Annotated in this window: 14 protein-coding genes; 11 read left to right on the forward strand and 3 right to left on the reverse strand. The window is 56.6% G+C overall.

What is annotated here, in order from left to right; all coding sequences use genetic code 11:
• The first annotated feature begins 23 nt into the window (after nt 1–23).
• The 11 genes from ACFPPA_RS18110 (at nt 24) to ACFPPA_RS18160 (ending at nt 13,845) form a co-directional block, all read left to right on the forward strand.
• The gene (locus ACFPPA_RS18110; protein ID WP_465269308.1) at nt 24–959 is read left to right on the forward strand and encodes an ABC-three component system protein; all 936 of its coding nucleotides are present in this window, start codon (nt 24–26) and stop codon (nt 957–959) included.
• Nucleotides 956–1,207 (forward strand): ABC-three component system middle component 6, encoded by a 252-nt coding sequence (locus ACFPPA_RS18115; protein ID WP_377322478.1) that lies wholly within the window; start codon nt 956–958, stop codon nt 1,205–1,207. Before ACFPPA_RS18110 ends, ACFPPA_RS18115 begins: the two co-directional genes overlap by 4 nt.
• A complete protein-coding gene (locus ACFPPA_RS18120; protein ID WP_377322480.1) occupies nt 1,204–2,925 on the forward strand; it encodes an ABC-three component system protein in 1,722 nt (573 codons plus the stop codon). The genes ACFPPA_RS18115 and ACFPPA_RS18120 overlap by 4 nt, the downstream gene beginning before the upstream one ends.
• 11 nt (nt 2,926–2,936) lie before the next feature.
• Nucleotides 2,937–3,755 (forward strand): hypothetical protein, encoded by an 819-nt coding sequence (locus ACFPPA_RS18125; RefSeq protein WP_377322482.1) that lies wholly within the window; start codon nt 2,937–2,939, stop codon nt 3,753–3,755.
• 132 nt (nt 3,756–3,887) lie between these two features.
• Nucleotides 3,888–5,696: an ATP-dependent nuclease gene (locus tag ACFPPA_RS18130; RefSeq protein ID WP_377322484.1), complete on the forward strand. Its 1,809-nt coding sequence runs from the start codon at nt 3,888–3,890 to the stop codon at nt 5,694–5,696.
• A complete protein-coding gene (locus ACFPPA_RS18135) occupies nt 5,693–7,468 on the forward strand; it encodes a UvrD-helicase domain-containing protein (RefSeq protein WP_377322486.1) in 1,776 nt (591 codons plus the stop codon). Before ACFPPA_RS18130 ends, ACFPPA_RS18135 begins: the two co-directional genes overlap by 4 nt.
• Before the next feature lie 1,563 nt (nt 7,469–9,031).
• Nucleotides 9,032–9,562 carry a Tn7 transposase TnsA N-terminal domain-containing protein gene (locus ACFPPA_RS18140; RefSeq protein ID WP_377322488.1) on the forward strand — a complete coding sequence of 177 codons (531 nt, stop codon included), beginning with the start codon at nt 9,032–9,034 and terminating at the stop codon, nt 9,560–9,562.
• Nucleotides 9,552–11,393 (forward strand): Mu transposase C-terminal domain-containing protein, encoded by a 1,842-nt coding sequence (locus tag ACFPPA_RS18145; RefSeq protein ID WP_377322490.1) that lies wholly within the window; start codon nt 9,552–9,554, stop codon nt 11,391–11,393. Before ACFPPA_RS18140 ends, ACFPPA_RS18145 begins: the two co-directional genes overlap by 11 nt.
• 2 nt (nt 11,394–11,395) lie before the next feature.
• Complete coding sequence (locus ACFPPA_RS18150) at nt 11,396–12,358, forward strand: TniB family NTP-binding protein (protein WP_377322492.1); 963 nt, start codon at nt 11,396–11,398, stop codon at nt 12,356–12,358.
• An 8-nt stretch (nt 12,359–12,366) separates the two neighbouring features.
• A complete protein-coding gene (locus ACFPPA_RS18155) occupies nt 12,367–13,479 on the forward strand; it encodes a TniQ family protein (protein ID WP_377322494.1) in 1,113 nt (370 codons plus the stop codon).
• A gap of 42 nt (nt 13,480–13,521) precedes the next feature.
• Nucleotides 13,522–13,845, forward strand: coding sequence for a hypothetical protein (locus ACFPPA_RS18160; protein WP_377322496.1), 324 nt, complete (start codon nt 13,522–13,524; stop codon nt 13,843–13,845).
• A 118-nt stretch (nt 13,846–13,963) separates the two neighbouring features.
• Here ACFPPA_RS18160 and ACFPPA_RS18165 read toward each other — a convergent pair whose 3' ends face one another.
• The 3 genes from ACFPPA_RS18165 to ACFPPA_RS18175 all read right to left on the reverse strand — a co-directional run bounded on the left by ACFPPA_RS18165 (nt 13,964) and on the right by ACFPPA_RS18175 (nt 18,761).
• Complete coding sequence (locus ACFPPA_RS18165; protein ID WP_377322498.1) at nt 13,964–15,094, reverse strand: DUF3800 domain-containing protein; 1,131 nt, start codon at nt 15,092–15,094, stop codon at nt 13,964–13,966.
• A gap of 75 nt (nt 15,095–15,169) precedes the next feature.
• Nucleotides 15,170–17,764, reverse strand: a complete 2,595-nt coding sequence (locus tag ACFPPA_RS18170) for a S8 family peptidase (RefSeq protein WP_377322500.1) — start codon at nt 17,762–17,764, stop codon at nt 15,170–15,172.
• Between the two features lie 28 nt (nt 17,765–17,792).
• Nucleotides 17,793–18,761, reverse strand: coding sequence for an AAA family ATPase (locus ACFPPA_RS18175; protein ID WP_377322502.1), 969 nt, complete (start codon nt 18,759–18,761; stop codon nt 17,793–17,795).
• Between the last annotated feature and the right edge of the window lie 525 nt (nt 18,762–19,286).

Below are 19,286 nucleotides of genomic sequence, written 5' to 3' on the forward strand. Positions count from 1 at the left end.
TGCCTGAAAACACTCAACCAGTCATGGCCCTGAACCGCATGGATCGCATACAACAACTCGGCTACGAAAAAGATTTCCGCATCATCTTCCTTGAAGCCAAGGGGGACGGATTTCAGCACCTTTTTGAAAAACTAATGGCGAAGGCCCACCCGAACGATTTCATGGCCTGCCGCCCCTGGGGCAATGTCGGCGACCGGAAGAATGACGGATACCTGCCTTCGACTCGTACGCTGTTTCAAAGCTATGCACCAAATGAGTTGAGTGCTGCTGAAGCCATCAAAAAGATCAATGAGGATTTCGAAGGCGCAAAAGAGCATTGGGAGAAATATTTTGATGAGTGGACCTTTGTCCATAACGCCCCCGATGGGCGCTTAGGTCCACACATCATCGAAGCGCTGGCCAAGCTCGCGCAAGAAAACCCGAAGATCAAGATTGGCCACTGTGGTTGGGATGAAATGCTGTCGAAGTTTCGCCAGCTCAATCTGCAAGACCTGGAATCCTGGTTCGGCCCCTCGCTGACCATGGAAGCAAACGTCAATCTGGGCTATAGCGATTTGATGGCCGTACTCACGCACATCAACGTTGCTCCCGCGCCAACGACGTGTGAAGTCAAGGATGTCTCGCGGGGGAAAATCGAGGCAAATCTTCTGTCTGCAGCAGTCGCCGATTTTTTGAAGATTGGGATGCAGAAATCGCCGTTGGTGATGCAGTTCTTCGATAGCTGGAAGAACCCCGTTTATGGCGAGCAAATTGCGTCCGCATTCAAGAGCCAGTACGTGGCTCTGAGAGATACGGTGCCCCCGCTTCATCCTGACGAAATTTTCGGCCGTCTTGAGACCTGGGCGGGGGGAGTCGTAAACACGACACCTACCCACAAGGCGGCGGTGCTGGCGGTCATGGCCTATCTGTTCGACAAGTGCGAAATATTCGAAGATGCCCAGGCGGTGAGGTCAACATGATCCTGCCGTCCAAGCATCTCCCGCAAGATCGAGCGCTGCTCACCGTGGGCGGTCATGTTCTGACTTTTCTCGCGCGTCCCAAAACGGTTTCCGCGTTGTGGGAGGAATTAAACCGACAGGAACAAGGGCTGGGTACCGCGCGCCCTCGACGAATCACCTATGACTGGTTCGTGCTTGCGCTGGACCTGCTGTATTCCATTGGAACCATCGAACTTGAAAACGGCCTTGTGGCACGGAGGGAAGTTTGATCCACAACCTTTTCAGCACGCTGCCCACCTTCAAGAATCTCGGCGATCTAAAGCCGGGTCTGAACGTGCTGTTGGCCCAAAAAACCGAAGGTGCAAGTAGTAAGCAAACGCGCAATCGCGCAGGTAAAACGAGTTTCATTGAAACAGTTCATTTTCTGACCGGCTCGGAAGCCGGCCCCGATTCCATCTTCCGCACGCCAGAGTTGGCCGAATACACCTTCGGCATGGACTTCGATTTGAAGGATGCGCGTACCGTCGTCGAGCGCAGCGGTAGTGCCAAAGCCAAGATCTATGTAACAACGCCACCGGCGGCCAAACGCAAACTGTCGGCAACCGATTGGGTCGCGTTCCTCGGTGAGGAGATGTTCGGCTTGAGCAGCCTTGAAGCCACAGGCAGCAAGCCCCCTTCGTTCCGGTCACTGTTCGCTTACTTTGTGCGTCGCCAGATGAGTGGTGCATTCACGACGCCGGAGAAGCAGGCCACAATGCAGGGAACGGGCGACATGCAAATGGCGCTGATGTTCCTCTTTGGGTTGGACTGGCAGATTGCGCGCGACTGGCAAGCGGTTCGCGATCGTGAAAAGACCTTGGAAGAACTGAAGAAGGCGGCGGGTACGGGAGCGTTCGGTTCGATCATCGGCAAGGCCGCTGACTTGCGTACGCAGTTGACCCTGCAGGAAGCTCGTCTCAAGAAACTCTATTCGGAAATCGAAACCTTCCAGGTATTGCCTGAGTACCGGGAACTGGAAGTCGAAAGCGCCAAGCTGACACGCCAGCTCAATGAACTGGCCAATGCCAACACCATAGACTTCACGGCCATCCATGACCTCGAAGGTGCGTTGGTCTCCGAGATTCCGCCTGACTTGGAAGACCTGCAAGCGATCTATCAGGAAGCCGGCGTTGCACTTCCAGGCCTCGTGAAGCGCCGTTATGAGGATGTGAAGAGCTTTCATCAATCGGTCGTGCGCAATCGCAAGGACTATCTGTCCAGCGAACTCGAAGCAGCGCAGCTCCGCATCGAGTTGCGCGACAGTCAGAAAGCGCAACTCGACCAGCGACGTGCGGAAATCATGGGCATCCTCAGGAGCCACGGTGCACTGGACCAGTTCCTCAAGCTGCAGGGGGAGTTAGGCCGCCTGGAATCGGAAGTGGAATCCCTACGGCAGCGTTTCGAAGCGGCCGAGCAGCTCGAAGGTACGAAGAACGAGTTGGAGATCGAGCGCAACCGGCTCACGATCCGGCTGCGGCGCGATTTTGCCGAGCAGAAGGATCGGCTGGCCGAAGCCATCGTTGCCTTCGAGGAAACGTCGCAACGACTCTACGAGTCGGCCGGCAGCATGACCGTCGACGAAACCTCCAATGGCCCGATGTTCAAGTTTCCGATGCAGGGTCAACGCAGCAAGGGCATCAAGAGCATGCAGATCTTCTGCTTCGACATGATGCTTATGCGCTTGTGCCACAAGCGGCAGATAGGACCCGGCTTTTTGATCCATGACAGCCACCTGTTCGACGGTGTTGACGGCCGACAGGTGATCAGCGCCTTGCGTCTTGGTTCGGAGATTTCTCAGGAACTTGGCTTTCAGTACATCGTGACGATGAACGAAGACGACGCCTTCAAAGAAACCATTGAGGGATTCGATCTAAATGATCATGTGCTTCCAACGCGCCTGACTGATGCCACCGAAGACGGTGGGCTGTTTGGCATTCGGTTCGGTTGAGCAAGATCCCGATGAAGGCCTATCCGTTCACCCGCCCCACGATCGTCGCCGCCATCGAGTTCTTGGGAGCGGCCTTGACGCAGGCCAAGTTTGACCAGCTGATTGTTCGCCTTGAACTCGACAACGACATTGCGCTGGCCTCGCCTAAAAGCGTGACAGCCAAAAGCGCTCTACTTGCGCAAGCGATCACACGGCACGCCACCCAGATCGTAACTACAGTGAACGGGCAGATGACGCTGGCCGAGGCAGCTGTACGCATTGCGGTCGAGATAAGTGTTCCCGCATACGGAAAACCTGAGCAGGCTTCGTTCCTTCGCGGCTTGGCTCTCGATGGCTATGTTGTGTCGTGGGACGACGGCTCGCGTGCGCCTTTACTGCGCGCAGCTCTGCCCGAAGAGGTAGATCTGCCAGTGGCCGACGACGAAGTGCATCAGCTCCTGAAGCACTTCAACTTTATCGTGCCCATGGGGCACCTTAACCAGGCGATTGAAGCGCATACGCGGGGCGATTGGGCGGCTGCGAACAGCCAGACGCGCAGTTTTTTGGAAGCACTTCTCAGTGATATCGCGTTGCGGATAGAGCCCGAAAAAGCTTTGCAACAGCCTTCGTCTGAAAATCGTCGCGTACTCTTGGCAACGCACGGATTCCTGTCGATGGACAGGAACGAGTGGACGACTGATGGCAAGAATTACATCAATGGGCTGTTCAAGATGCTGCACACCGACGGATCGCATCCAGGGCTTTCGGATGAGGACCACAGCACGTTTCGGTTGCATCTCGCGCTTATCACAGGCCGGACATTTCTGCGCCGTCTGCACAACGGGAAATGAGATATGTCTTCTTTGGAAGGGTTCTCGACTGGGCGCTCGCTTCAGAACGACGGCGCAATACAGACCTGCGAGGGCATCTAGAGAACTGCTCACTTCTTCAAGGGCGTGGCGTGGAAGCCGACCGATAGAGTGTTGGGAGAGTTGCACAAAAAATATATCCGAGCCTGTTTAGCCGGAAAGGGAAGCATCATGCACCTAGGCAGTCTGACAATTTCGCGTTTCCGATCCTGCGACAATGTGACCGTCAGCCTCCGCCCCGATCTGACCGTTTTGGTCGGGGAGAACAATGGCGGCAAGTCCAACGTTGTAGAAGCAATTCGGTTGCTCACCTTGCCGTTGAGCGGACGCCGAGAGCGGTATCCGGAAGATGAAGATGTCCGACGCCATGCGACCGTCCCGAACTTCCAGATCGAAGGCGTTTTCCGAGAACTTGGCGACACACTGAAAGGATTGCTGATCTCGGCGGTCCCTGATCCCACCAAGAACGAAGCCGTCTTCGGCTATCGGTATGAGTCGAGGTCCGAGCGCGCACCGCGTGGCAAGGCCACTGTCTGGGCCGGACGCTTCGACACCAATGAACCGGAGGCCGGCTCCACTGACTTGATCCGACACGTCTACTTGCCGCCCTTGCGCGACGCGCATCAGGCGCTTGGCACGGGCAGCGGGACACGTGTCATGGCGCTGCTTCGCCATTTTCTGCCGAAGGATCAAGAACAGAACTTCCTTGCTGGCGTCAGGCGCGCGGACGCCAGGCCAGACATCCTGACGACGATGAACGCGGAGATCGGTAACGCCCTGGGGATGCTGACTAATGGGGTCCGTCCGCAGACGGCAACTTTGGACTTCGGTGCCGAAACCCTGCTCGATGTCGCTCGCGACTTGAGATTTCGTCTGGCCGATTCCGGCCTTGTGCCCGAAGACATCCGGGCCTCTGGTCTTGGCTACTCCAATCTGCTCTACATGGCCACGGTGGTCGTCGAACTGGCAAAAGCCAAGGAAGCTGACCTCACGATCTTTCTCGTCGAAGAACCGGAAGCACATCTGCACCCTCAACTACAGGTGCTGGCACTCGAATTCCTGTTGGACAAGGCACGCCAATCGGCGGATCGTGTCGTCGAGGCGGGCAGGCCGGAAGGCCGCATCCAGATCGTCGTGACAACCCATTCACCAAACCTGACGGCATGGGTCTCTCCAGTGCATCTGGTGGTCATGCGTTCGCGTCGTCGCGATCACAATGGGGTGGCGATCTCGGAATCGGTCAGCGTGCCCATCGCTGAACTCGGGCTCAAGCCAAAGACGCTGGATAAGATCAGTCGCTATTTAGACGTGACCCGCTCCGCGCTGCTGTTCGGTAACAGGGCCATCCTAGTCGAAGGAATCGCTGAGGCGCTGCTGTTGCCCGTGTTGGCACAAAAGCTTGTTCTCGCCGGTGATGCCGATGGATGGCTCCGGTTCAAGGGAACGGTCATCGTGCCGATCGAGGGCGTGGACTTCCGTCCCTACGTGGAGGTGTTGCTGCGACCGCATGGCGATGCGCGTATCGCTGACCGACTGGTCGTTATCACCGACGCGGACCCAACGGTGTTGGGGAATCGGAAGATCGACCTGGAAAATCTCGCTGCGACCCATGGTGCGCCGCAGGCGTTGGCGGTACTGACGAATCAGCACACGCTAGAGCACGAGATTTTCGGTGCTGGGAACGAAGCCTTTCTAAAGGGTGTATTTCTTCGTCTGCATCGCAACTCTCGTCGCGATTGGACGGATAGGATCGAGGGCACCGCAGTGCAGGATCGTCCCGACGCGTTTCTCAAGTTGATCGAGGCGAAGAAGACCCGCAAGGGTGATCTGGCGCAGGCCATCGCTTCACGTATTGCGGCGGGCGAGCCGTTTGTCGTGCCGCGCTATCTCGATGAAGCGATTCGTGGCGCTGCGCAAGCATGACCGGGATTCACGGTCTGACGGCAGAACAGGAAGCATTCGCCACACACCTCGGCGGTGCCTTCGTACATGCTTGCCCCGGTGCCGGAAAGACCCGCACGATCATTGCTCGCCTGGTCAAAATCGCCGCCGCGTTGCCACAACGTCGAGGCGTGGCGGTACTCTCGTTCACGAACTCTGCCGTCGATGAGTTCCGAGAACGCTGTCAGGCTGCCGGGCTCGCCCCACTCTTAAAGCATCCCAGTTTTATGGGAACGCTTGATGCTTTCGTTCGACATTTCGTGGTGCTGCCTGTCTGTGGATCTGCAAGCACAATGCGGCCGATCATTCTCGACGGTTGGGATCGCCTGGACGTCAATATCCGGTTGGCCGGACAATATGCCTTCCAAGGTGACGCGGTGAGCTTGGACATGTTCGACCCGGAGACCAACGTGATTGATCCGATGAGGATTGGACACACCGGGTTGCGCAATCATGTCCTCCGGCACCGAGTCCGGTATCAGCAGGCAGCGGCACACCGGCGACGTGGCTTGCTGCAGGCCGGCTATTTGAGCGCCGGCGATGCGCGGGTTCAAACGCTGCAGCTAATTCGTGATCCCGTGAATGGCGGAGCACTATGCCGCGCACTGGCGGCGCGTTTCCATGAAGTCATGGTGGACGAAGGCCAGGATTGCAATCCGCTCGATCTGCAGATCCTTTCTTGGCTCAGATCGCATGGCGTGCATGTCACATTCGTGTGCGACCCTGACCAGTCGATCTACGAATTCCGCAACGGCAATCCTGCGGGTGTCCAGGCATTCAAAGAAACGTATCTCGTTGATTCGCATCTAGGGTTAACGGGCAATTTCCGTAGCAGCCCTGCTGTCTGCCGACTAGCTGCCACCCTCAGGGGCGGTGGCCAGGTGGATCAGTCTGTTGGCGACACCGCGGATGTTTCGCATCCGGTCTTGCTTCTGACGTACGGCGGTCGAAGTCCGACGGCGACGATCGGGCGGGCTTTCCTTGATCGGATTGCTGAACTTAGCTTGGATTCAACGGACGCGATCGTCCTGGCGCATTCGGGCAAGGTCGCACAGCGTGCCGCCGGGGTTGTTCCCAGCGATTCGAACGGAAGCTCGCGGATCGAGTCGCTCGCTCGCAAAACGGCAGAGTTCTGGTCACCTGCCGCAACGGCGCGAACGAGGGAAGCTGTAGTTCTGGCGGTGGAGACGTTATTGCTAGACCTAATGAAGTTGCGCCAAGAGAACGAGCATCTGTTGCGCACCGTCGAACGCGTTGGCCTAGATCGGCGTGCACATCGGAGATGTGCATTGAGTTTCCTCATGAGCCTTCCCAAGGCCTGTGGGAATTCCGACGCTGATCGGCTCGCCTGGGTAGCCCGTGTGCATCTGGAGGCCGAACAACTGAACCTTCCGCTGCCGGCCGGCGTGACCGTGCGTAATTTTTTTCGGAAGCCAACCAATGCGCAATGGTCGAACCACCTTCAAATACCGGTCGATCTGGGCCTGACATGCGCCAAGATTCACGAGGCGAAAGGCCGTGAGTACGGCTCCGTATGCGTCGTGATTCCACCCAATCGTGCCCCTGAAAACCGGTGCGAAGCCCTGTTTGAATCGTGGGAAGCCCGCACCGATGCAGAGGCCAAGCGCGTGCTCTACGTTGGCTTGACGCGCGCCCAGCATCTGGGTGCGCTTGCGGTGCCAATCGCCTTCGCCGATCGTTGCGCTGCCGTGTTAGCCGCTGGTCAAGTTCCTCACATAAGAAGAGACTTATAAAGCCCGGCAGACTGCCATGTCGATCATCAATCGGCGCCACTCTTACGTCGCTCAGCGTAAGTGTTTTGTGTGCATTGACCATGGTCAACTTTCCGCCCCGGATCAGCTCTTCTCTTTGCTGTCGTCGCGCTGTTCAATCTGCAATCGAGCACGCGCGGTCGCTTGCTGTAGCTGCTCTGCCACCGTTGCAGAAAATGTGACGACCAACTTCGTCACGTGGTTGCGCAGATCGACATCGACTTTCCCGTTGCGAAGGCCAGCGACCTTAAAGTCCGCCTGATCGGCCGTTCGTGCATCGGCAACGAGGTGCCGACGCACAAATCTAGACGAGGATCTGATAGGGATCTTGTTCCCTAATAGATACGTCGACGACGCACAAGGGGCTGTGGATTCTGCGTTACAGCGCTGCCTCGGCTGCACAGTGTCCAGCGAAGGCAGCCACAAAATTTTTCAGGCTAACAGACGATCCGAATGCGGCTCTGGCATCGAGCACGTGTGCGGGTTTGTTCGTCGATTGCGCCCTTCGCGGCTACCTCGCTTCTATGGGACCAGAGCGCCAAGACAGCTCTCACCAGCTATCGCTGGAGGCATCGCGTGCAGCCTACTGAAAGTCACCAGTCCCAATGACAGGGATTTCAAAGTGTTGCCCGGCGCATCTCGATTTTGACGTGACATACATATATCACTTGAAAAATCAATCACTTATGGTTGTTATGCGGTAAGTTAAGGCGTAAGCTGCATCAAACATGCTCTTGTCGGCCTTTGGGGGTTTAAGTGGCGAAAGATCGCGTCTCCGCTCGCACCGAGCTGTACTTGCCGAACACGGCCCTTCTTAGCTCAACCGCAACGGCGAGAGCGATGGGATTCGAGTCCACGAGTGCGCTATCTCGCGCCCGGCTTGAGGGGCGGCTCCCGATCACGATGTTTCAGGTTCCCGGGCGGCGTGGGTGGTTTGCAGCGACAAGCGACGTTAGGAGCTGGTTGGAGTCGATTCTCCCGGCGTACGTGCGAAGCCCCACGGACGCCACTCCCGCAACGGAGTCGACAGATGCCTAGCTCGTGGTGGGATGGCTTCGCGTCGCGGGAGGGTTACCTCCCCCGCGTGGACCACACATCTCGCGACGCGGCTGATTGGGTGCAATGTCAACTTGAGCAGCGGGGACCGACTATCCCCTTGCAAGACGCCCACGCGCTTATCGCAGACGCGGTTTCGGCATGGCGGCTTCGTCTTCGGAATGAACCCTTTACACCCCTGCCAGGCGTTTCGACGCCCTACATTTTAACGAGTGAAGTCTGCTGGCGACTGCTAAGCCTCCTTAGTCAGTCAAAGGCTCGTTGCAAGCCCATCTTTGCCACAAGGGAGGTACCAACACACCCATAAGCGTCTTCTTGGTGACGCCGTTTGGCGAGCCCCATAAACGCGAAAGCCCAGGTTTGCGGCCTGGGCGATCGTTGTAACCGTCGATTTGGACACCGACAGGTTTAGCGTATACCTCCTTTGAATGACGTTCAAGGGGTATGTTCGCGCGCAACCGGCTCGCCTCTAACTAATTAGAGGTGATCATGAACACTACGCAGTTTGATCTCCAAAATGCTCTACGCGAGCGCGCTCGCGTCTTGCTAAGTGCTTCGACATTGGCCAAAGATTCCCATGCCGACATCACGATAAAACATCTGGATTGGTGGTCGCGCTCGATACCGTTGTCGCATGGCCGCCACTCGACCGGCTATGCGCCGACGTGGCCAGGCCAAGCACTGCTTCCGGTGGAAAGCCGGCTCGAGCGGAAAGTGCTCAAGGCCCTCACCTCATGCGCCGAGTGCGTCGCGGTGGCCACACAACCCGTATCGATCCACTACACCGCAGGTCATGAGAGGCGCAGCTATACGCCCGACATTCTTGTTGCGTACGCCTGCAAGACCGCAGGAAAGCTGGAATGCTTCCTCATTGAGGTAAAAACGAAACAGCAGGCCGATCGCTATCGGTACAAGTTGATGGAGCGACAAGCCGCCGTCACATTGTCGACGGCTCTGCCGTTAGTTGTGATCACTGAAAAGGACTTCAGTGGCAGCGGGGAGAGCAGCCATGTCGACTAAAGCTCTGTTTGCGGAAGGTCGACCCGTCGCTTGGAACGGGCATAGCGGAGAAGTCGTAGAGAACCCCGACACAAGTCCTGACGTCCTGATCCGCCTTGCTGGTGAAAAGGCAATACGGACTGTGCCGAGGTCTGACCTGACGCCTCTCGAACCGTTAGATGAAATCGATCGCGGCTTGCCGTTGGCAGCTATCGACGCCGACAAGTGGGAAAGAGCTGCTGAAAAAGCCGATGCGTGCCGGGCAATCGAGGGTGCTTGCGCCAAGACCAAGGCGGTGGCGATGGCCGCGCAGTCTCTTGGTGTAGATGAACGAACGGTCTGGCGAATTCGTCGGGAGTACCAAACAGAACCAAAGGTGTCCGCTCTCTTGGCTCAAAAACCAGGACGTCGAAAGGGAAGTCGTTACCTCGGCGTCCAACGTGAGGCATTACTGCACGAAGCCATAGAAAAGGCTTATTTGACCCGAGAGCGACCAAGTCTCAGGGTCGCCATGGACCACTTGGAATTGGAGTGCGCGAAGCAAGGACTGGTATGCCCTTGCGAAAAAACCGTGCGTAATCGCCTCAACGCCATTGCGCCGGAATACGTAGTGCAGAGGCGACATGGTGCCAAGCGAGCACGGGAAAAGTTCAAGCCGGTACCCGGAACACTGCTCGCAATGCGACCTATGGAGTTGATCGAAATAGACCACACGTTGGCCGACATTCTCCTCGTGTCCGATGATACGAGGCGCATGGTTATTGGAAGGCCCTGGGTCACTTTCGCGATTTCTGTCTCCACGCGGTGCATCGTCGGATTCCACATTTCGTTCGAGGCGCCCACCAGCTCCTCTCTCGCGATGTGCATTCTTTCCATCGTGCTTCCCAAAGACCAGTTGGCGCGCTACCTCGACTTTGACCTTTTAGGCGTGGATTGGCCTTGTTCTGGAAAGATCGAAGCGATCCTTACCGACAACGGCCACGACTTTCACGGTATTGCGGTAAAGCGGGGTTGCCAGGAGCATGGCATCGAACTTCGATACCGCCCCGTGGGTAGTCCACACTGGGGCGGAATAATTGAACGTCTCATTGGGACCATGATGGGACGCTTGCGCATGCTCCCCGGCGCAACGCAGCGAGACGTACGAGCAAAAGATGGTCAAGACGTCGAAGGAAGGGCCTGTCTCACCCTGTCCGAATTTCGGCAGTGGATGGTTACGGAAATCACAGCGCACTACCACCAGGTAGTGCATCGCGGTATCGGCATGCCGCCGATTGAAGCATGGCGCAGTAAGAGCTCTCCCGAAACATCCCCGGCGTGTGAGCTCTCAGATCAGCAATGTATGCGTCTGTTCGTTGATTTTCTCCCCTACTGCGAGCGTCCCATCAGTCGCGTAGGTATCAACATGCACGGCATGCGGTACTGGTCGGACGAACTGCGTGACTACGTTGCCAAGGGCGCCAAGCATGCGATTCGATACGATTCCCGTGACATTCGCCGCGTGTATTTCGTCAACCCTTTCGGCCAGGTCATCATTGTGAACTGTGTACGTCCGGACGTGCCGCAGATGTCAGTGGTCGAATGGCAAAAGCTAAGTTCGGCGCAGCGCACTACGGGAAGCATTCAGCAGCGAATCGACGACCGCATCGCCGGTCATGACGCCAACAAGGCACTCGTTGCCACCAGTCAGAAAGCCACGCGCCAAGCGCATCGCGCGTCACACAAGAAAGTCGAAAGAGACAAGAACGTGCAAGCGCTCCCTATGCGGCAGGTAGCGACAGAACCAGCCGCCCCAGTGACGACGTTCAGTCCAAATCGAGTTCCTACCCCATTCGACATCATGGAGTTCTGATCATGACCGACTTAAACCATTCGACTCCGCAGCCATTGCCGGAAGCCCCTGATATGCGAGCAGCGCTTGACGCGCAGGTATCTCAAGCCGTCGCGAAGAAGGAGAAGCTCCGCTACGCATCTAAGGCGGAAAGGATCATCGAGGTTCAAACGGAACACGTTATTTTGCACCCACAACTGAAAAAGGCTGTGAATCGTGCTCTATGGATGATTAAACAACAGCCCCGCTCCCGCGCCCCCGGTCTTATTGTTACGGGCGCCACAAACAGTGGTAAGACGACCCTTGGGTGCTCAATCCTGAAGGCCTACTCACAGCTGGCGCCGTCCTCGTTTATCGGTAGCGTCCGTCCCTGTGCGGTCATGATTGAGCTATCAGGGCTTGCGACTTCCCGAGCCGTCTATGGTCGAATACTGGAACAGATTAATGCACCCGTAAACTGCAACGCACGGGTGGCAGATCGCGAGCTTGTCGTAACCATGACGCTGCGAAACATCAATTGCAGGCTGCTTATTCTGGACGAGACGCAAGATGTGCTTAAGACGTCTGAGCGCGACCAGCAACGCGTGCTCGACGCCATCAAGTATTTGATGAATTCGCTCAAAATGCCCGTCCTTGCTATGGGGGTTGAGCAGGCCGGAAAAGCCTTCGATAGCGATCAGCACCTTCGCGCGCGGTTCAGTGAAATTAAGCTGCCCGCGTGGAGGGACAACGATGACCTGATTGACCTCCTTGCCAGTCTAGAGCCGAACTTGCTGTTGCAGGGGGACGTAAATCTGCGCACTAGGGAAATGATCACGAAGCTGCTTGAACTCTCTGATGGGAAGCTTGGTTACATCATCGACATAGTAAAGAACGCCGCCATCGAGGCAATCATTTCCGGAAAAGAGACCATCACACCAGAAATGCTTCGACTTCCATGGGATTCCCCTCCCCATGAAGCGCTTGATGGGACAACAATTCACTAGGCCCCTCCGTGGATAAACACGCGCTGCGTAGTCGCAATGGGGGCGGTCCTTTCATCTACTGTGACCGTCCCCACGTCGACGAATCATTGTCATCATGGCTGGACCGAAACGTCCAGCGTTACGGATTGACTAGGGAGGGTGCAGTGCGCGCTATCGGAGCGCGTTTTGAACGCGGTTGGGATTTTGATGCATTCGATTGCTGGGAGGCACGGCGCCCATTTTTCGATGCGACTGGGTTGGAATGGGCAGATCTAGCGCCATTCGCTAGCCCGGTACCGGAAAGGGATTGGCTGCTGCACCAAATATGCAGAAAGCACTATTGTCCCCGTTGCTTTGAGGACGATTTGCGGCAGCGCAGAACACCCTATTTTCGCCTGCGGTGGGCCCATGTCTTGGCGACGCATTGCTCCTCTCACGGAACGCCGTTGTTCGATTGGCTTCATACGAACAGCGACGGGAGCCGCATACTTCCACCTAGCTGGATTCACGATCCGAGCCTGATTGAAGTCGACGTTACGAACCGGCTTCGCACGGATCTTCGGACCATCGATGCACTCATGGATGGTCTGTCGCGGCATCCCGAGTCGAAAGAAGTGTGGGATACGCTGACGACTTTTGAACGCGCGTGCCTTACTTACGAGGCATACCGTTCACCGGCGAGTGTCCCGATCAACGCGGCGAAGGATCTCGGCTCAGTCTGCCGCATGCTGGTTTTGGTACTTCGTCGAGCCGGCAATCCGAGAGAGTTTCGCTGGATCGCACGTGATCTCTGCCCTGATTTTTTTGAACGGAATTACCTGTCCTTCAACCGCAACGCGTTGCCCCGGACAACGAGGCAGTTGGCATGGCGACACGGAGTGCGATGTCTAAGCGACATGCCCACTCGTCGTGCTGCCCTGTGGGTCGTTGCGCATACGTTCTCGAGACTATCGCCGCGAACCAGGCTGCGGAACGGCGGATACGCCCCACCTGGACATTGTCCAGGGTGGTTAGAATCCATGTCCAGTGTCATTGGTTCGCGGGAACAGGTGAGGGAGGCGCTGCAAGATCAGCCGTCCCGCCATCTGCTGGAGCCCAGACGCTATTCATCAGTCGATGGGCCGCCGCCGCACTATTGGTGAAACGCAAATGCCGGTTTGAAGTTGCCCTTGGGGGTTGAGAACATGGTTAAGAATGCCAAGCTACCCGAATCAGATGCAGCGCTAATTCCTGATGACCCCACTGAGTCGTCCCCCGGCCGTACGCTGGATCGCGTTTACGCTGCCTTGCGTGGTGAATTCGATGCCGACCAACTGGAGCCTGATGAGGCTTGCATTTTTCACGATCTCTGGGCCGCGTACATGGTCGGTCCGAATCCGGAGCGCGATGCTTTTGTGGCCAAGATGCGCGCCGAGGGCGGATATGTTGGAGAAGATGACCGGGGGCGACTTGTCCGTACGCTCCCCGGTGGCGGCCTTGAACTCATCGGAGATTCGACCAAGATTTGATATTCGACGGAATGCGCACACCGATTAGGTTGATTACCCGGGCCTGTCGTTTGTGGTCAGCGTGCCGAAATCCTGACCGGCATGAGGCCGCGTGACCGTTTGTGGTGGTAACCATGCCCTATAATAGGTGAGTCTTAGAAGGCAGACCGTGCATGAATGTATCGTTCTTGTATGCGCTGTCCATGGCAGTAATGCGATGAACAAATCCGTTGCTCACATCGTCTGAAAAGTCGATCAGGCGTCGCAGCAGATCGAAATTTTCGGATTGGGTGGCGTTCCACGCCTTCTTTCGAGCCAGTAGCTCCGGCAGCCGGTTTCCCTCTACGAAGTCCTGATACTTTCCGATTAGGCCCACCGTCACGTCAGCAAGCTGGATACCTGGGTCCACCTTGGAGTCGGAGAACCGATAGTCGGTGTCTAGCGCGCGCTGTTTGAACCCCTCGGCGTTCAAGCTCTTCTCGACTTGGATTTCGCGGTCGAAGACGTGTGCGGCGTTCTTAAAGAGCAATATGGAAGTCGTGTAGAACGAGCTGAAGCTGCTGATGAGCACGTCCTCCTCATCATCGACGAGGAAGGGAAGTTCGACGAGATCATGGGCCTTTCTGATCAGCTCTTGAAGCATGAGGGCGGGCAAGTTTATGGTCGTTGACTTGTAGCGATCGAGAAACGCCTCCACGTCGAAAATGAAATCTGCAACCTTGCCGCGCCGGATGTTCGGATAGCCGTGCTGCTTCAGCAAGGTCATGAAGGTCGGCTTGTCCAAGCAAGCAATCCGATAGAGCTCATTCTTTATTTCCATTTGAAGGATCCTAAATACATCAAACCGGTCGATGGCCAAAATCGAGTCAACAATGTCTACGATGGACCAATAGACGATGTTGATACTTGAGTAGTGGATCGCCAGCTGGTGCTCGGTCAGCCAAGCCAAAAAACAACCCATCTTCCGAGACGCCAAGACCACTTCGAAGTCTCCGCTGGCCACGTGCCTAAACTTGATTTCCGCCGCGTTGTCTTGCATCCCGAGGCTAGCGCGCAGCGATGAGATATCTGGTAGAACCTGCCCTTCCTGAAGAGCGACACCGCCTAGAACGAAGTTCTTGTGCTGGACGACATTGGTTCCATCATCCGTCAGCAAAAATTTGCGGATGTTGTTGGTCTCGTCGTAATAGAGGGTGAACTTGTCATTCGCCCGACGGATCCCATGGGCCATGATCATCATGTCGCGTATCTTTGCCCAATCGAACGCCATCTAGCTCTCCTGCGGTCTCAATTGACCTAGGACTCCATTGAACTCTGTTTGACTGGTGCCCACTGATTTGGGGCTTTACGACTGCAAGATGGGTACTTGCGCGGCGATTCGTTGCTGGATCTCGTGGTACACCTCGATTCCGGTCTCGACAGAGACCTCAAGGGAGACGCATATCGCGAATCGAACGGACCCTTCCCATCGACCCGCCTCCTCGGCACAGTTGACCTTGCACGAGAACGTCGCGCCGTCGGTAAAAGCGACAGCGTCTTCCCCCTCCCACACTTCGTGCTGGACAGTTCCGCGTTTTGGAGCTCTGTCGTCAGTGTTGGCGCGGACAACGCGTAGGGGGTTCTGACCTTGAGTCACCCACAACCTGGCTTGGCGATATTGATGATGCTTCGAGTTTGTGGGTGTGATCCAAGCTAGCGTTACGGTGACTCTTCGCCAGGTAAGTTTGCCTGCCAGAGTCGGCGGGAGTGGCATGACGAACTCCAGGGCCTCCCCAGCTCGTAAGGCGCCAACACCAAGGAGCGTGGCGCGTTGTTCTGTGCAGGTCATGGCTCGATCGACGTCGGCCCTGCCATAACCAAGCCACCGTGTTAAATAGTCCTTTTGAGCACGTCGTCTTTCGTTGCCATCAGCGATTGCAGCCAGTTCTGGGCGAGCGCTTAGCAACGGTTCGGAGATCCCATCCCATGTAGCACCGTGGACAAGCAGAGCTTTGATAACCACGGCATCGTATTCGGGAGTCGGAGCCCCTGGAACCGCTTGTCGCAGTCCTTCGAGCATTTCATGGATCTGCGCAGCGGCCCTGCTGGCAAGCGCTGTCGCGTTGCTTGTGCCCCTGAAATAGGCGCTGCTGTTTGGCCCCTCACCACCTAAGGGAGGAATTGCCGCTCTGTGTCCCGGACTTGCCGCTGCGTTCACCACGTTTAATAGGGTGGCTTCGGGAGGGCCAACGAGCTGTTCGCTGTGGAGACAGCGACCTCCAGGCATCAAAAGGTCTGGCTTCACGGCACGGCGATAGCCATGCCCGACGCGCGAAAGAGGGCTAATCCCGTTCAGTGGATAGAGATCGAACCGATTCGGCACAATCGGCGGGTTCGAAACATCTTCGTGGAGTGCGCCCACAGTCAAAGCGTTGATCGACTCCGCTGGGGACATCAATCGCCTGTCTGCGCTTGATTTGACGAGAGCCGCCAAAGCGGCGCGCTGCCGATCAATCACCTGCATGGCTTGTAGAGCGCCACGAGGAGCATCCACCTTTATCGTGGAAGCATCATTGCCCGCACTTATGACGAAAAGCACTCCGAATTGATGTGAGAGCCAGTCAAGCAACCGTGCCCACGGCGACAGCTCATTCGAGAACACACGGTGCGGATCACCCATCGAGAGATTGATGATCTTAATGGTCGGCGCGACTGGTGCCTGGTTAGCCTCCCCTTGGAAGAGCCTTCGCACGGCTCGATGGACGAGGTCGATGAGCAATGTGTCATTTGGTGTTTGTTCGCTTCGTCGCGGGTTGTACGTGTCTTGAGGATCCGGGCGCATGATAGGGCGCGCGTAAATTGGACGACTCAGCGGATCGGATGCAGCGTCGAGTTCCCCGTGTACGATCAGCGAAGCCATGGCAGTGCCATGAACGCGATCTTTGGCTTCGTAAATCTCTTCCCACCCATCCGGATCGTCAATGACTAGGCGGCCAGCCAGAAGCCCATGATTGCCCATCGGAAGGCCGTCCAATAGGGCTATAACTGGCTGGCCTGCCGTAGTCCCGGTTGGAAGATCCGCGACCTCCACCTGTTCCTCAGGTGAGGCACCCACAGAGGACTGTCCCTGTGGTCGGAAAAACATGATTCGCTGCGATAGAAGGAGATCCGGCACGCCGCCGTCTAAAATTTCTTGTACTGACCCGATCGGTAGCTCACATAACAGTCCATGGTATGCAATAGCGTCGATGACGCAGTGGCTGAGCACCTGACCGCGCAGGTCTTGAATGAGCGAAACAATTTCTGCTCGTGCCGCGTCGTTCTTTCGGTTCGAAGCGTGGTACCAGGCCTCAATCTCGAAGCGCGAGGACGCCTTGCCGCTCTGCGCTTCATCGATCCAGTAGTCGCGAATGTCGTCTCCAACCCGATCTGTCGCGTTCCATGGACGGATAGACCGGAGGTGCGCGAAGACGGCCTTGAAGGGAGCCAAGCCATGATCCAACCTTGCGCTGGGATCGCGTTGGTACCTCTCCCAGAGCCCGAGAAGTTGATTTAGCGCCTGCTGATTGGTTCCCAGAAGATAGAGGCGCCCCTTAAGGTCTCTGTCCCGCTTGTCCTCATCCTCCTCATGAAAATCTTCATCGGGAGGAATCTGGTCTTCGGCCAATTCGAAGAGCCATTCCAGTCCTTCAACCCGACTGACAGCCTTTGCAAAATTGCTGATCGCACCGATCACTTCCAGGACTAGAACCAGTTCGGGGTTCTCGAGCGGAGCAGATCGCTGTAACAGAATCCGCCTAGCCTCCATTGCACCCTGGAGTACCGCGAGTTGCGGTCCGATCCGTGCACGCTGCCTGGCAATATCGGGGACACGTAGGCTATCGATATTTCGTCCAAGGCCTTCTCGTTCGCTCTTTGCTCGAGCGGGAAACATAAGAAGTGGAAGCTGTCCTCTAGCCATCCGAATTCCTTAGACGATTGATTGTCTGTTAGAGAGTAAAGCGCGCCTTCCACTGCTTCAATCGATCAGCCACGATCTTCTTGATGCTCGCTTCCGGAAGCTCCAGGACGTATCGGCGCTGGACGTCTTCGCAGAATTGCTCCAGATCCGAGAAGCTGGTCGCTGGCAATTTTTCAGCCAGGGTCTTAGGAGCCATGCCGAGGCTGGTCCCCAGACGCTTCTGTAGATCGGCAAACCAAACCTCTTTCTGAGCTGCCGTTGGAGCCGGCATGTCAAGCCGCAGTTGGAAACGACGCCACACTGCTCGGTCGAGCAATTCGGCATGATTGGTCGCCGTTACCACAACGACATGGCTCGGCAGCGCGTCAATCTGCAAAAGCAAGGAACTGACAACGCGCTTGATCTCGCCCGTCTCATTGGTGTCGCCGCGCTCCTTGCCGAGCGTGTCGAATTCATCGAAGAACAAGACGCATTGGTGTGTTCGCACAAAGTCGAAGAGACGCTTCAGGCGACTACTTGTTTCGCCAAGAAAGCTGCCGATTACGGCTTCGTATCGGACGACGAACAAAGGCGCCATTAATTCCGCGGCGAGTGCCTCGGCCATTGATGTCTTGCCATTTCCTGGTGCACCTGAGAGCAGCACCCGATGCCTCGGTTCCAGACCGTACGATCGGAGCAAATCCCGTCGATGTTGTTCTTCGATAAGTTCTCGACAGGCCATTCGAACTGGGTCACTTAACAGCAAAGCGTCCAGCGTGCGGCGTGGTTCGATCTCGAACAATAGACCGCCGTGGCCGCCGTCATGCGCGCGAACAACCTCGGTCGGCCGAGAACCCGACTTCCCCTTGCCGAGATTCTGGACCAGGCGATCTGCCAATTGATGATGATGCTTGGCGCGCTCTTCAGCGGCCATCGCTTCGACAGTCGTACGAAGCAACTGTTGGTCGCCCTCGGTACCGGCCTTCACCAAATTAACTAGGAGATCTGCTCGTGACATAGCTGTTTCCGGGTTCGGGTGATGTTTACCCAGCTTTGCGTGGCTGTCTATCTCGCTGTCAGACGCACTAGACGTCTTTCTATCTTGGGGTCGTTGCAAGGACTGCGACTGATTGAAGAATATCATACTAATGATATGATTGATATATGGAGACCACGCCCAAGCTGAGCTTCTGCCTCACAGATAAGGAGGCGAGTGCCATCGAACACGCTCGACAGCGCCTCGGTCGACAAGGCATTTTGCGCAACCGCAGCGAAGTCATTAGGGCCGCGATCGGCCGCCTACGTGACCTGACCGACGAAGAGCTCGTTGCAGCCGCCGAAAAGCCAGCGCAATTGAGACCAGGCCGAAAGAAGGGCGTGTCTCGGAAGTAGGCGCACCGGGGCATCTCGAATGCTGCGTTCGCCGTTGCGCCTCACATAGGTGCAAAAGCCAGCCGCCTGCCCAACCTCGCCACAACAGCTGACCAACGTTGCCAGCGAAAATCATCACGGCCGGCAGCCAGACTGCCCACCTTCGCCAACG

The organism is Rhodanobacter ginsengisoli, assembly GCF_042657065.1.
Classification (GTDB): Bacteria; Pseudomonadota; Gammaproteobacteria; order Xanthomonadales; family Rhodanobacteraceae; genus Rhodanobacter; species Rhodanobacter ginsengisoli.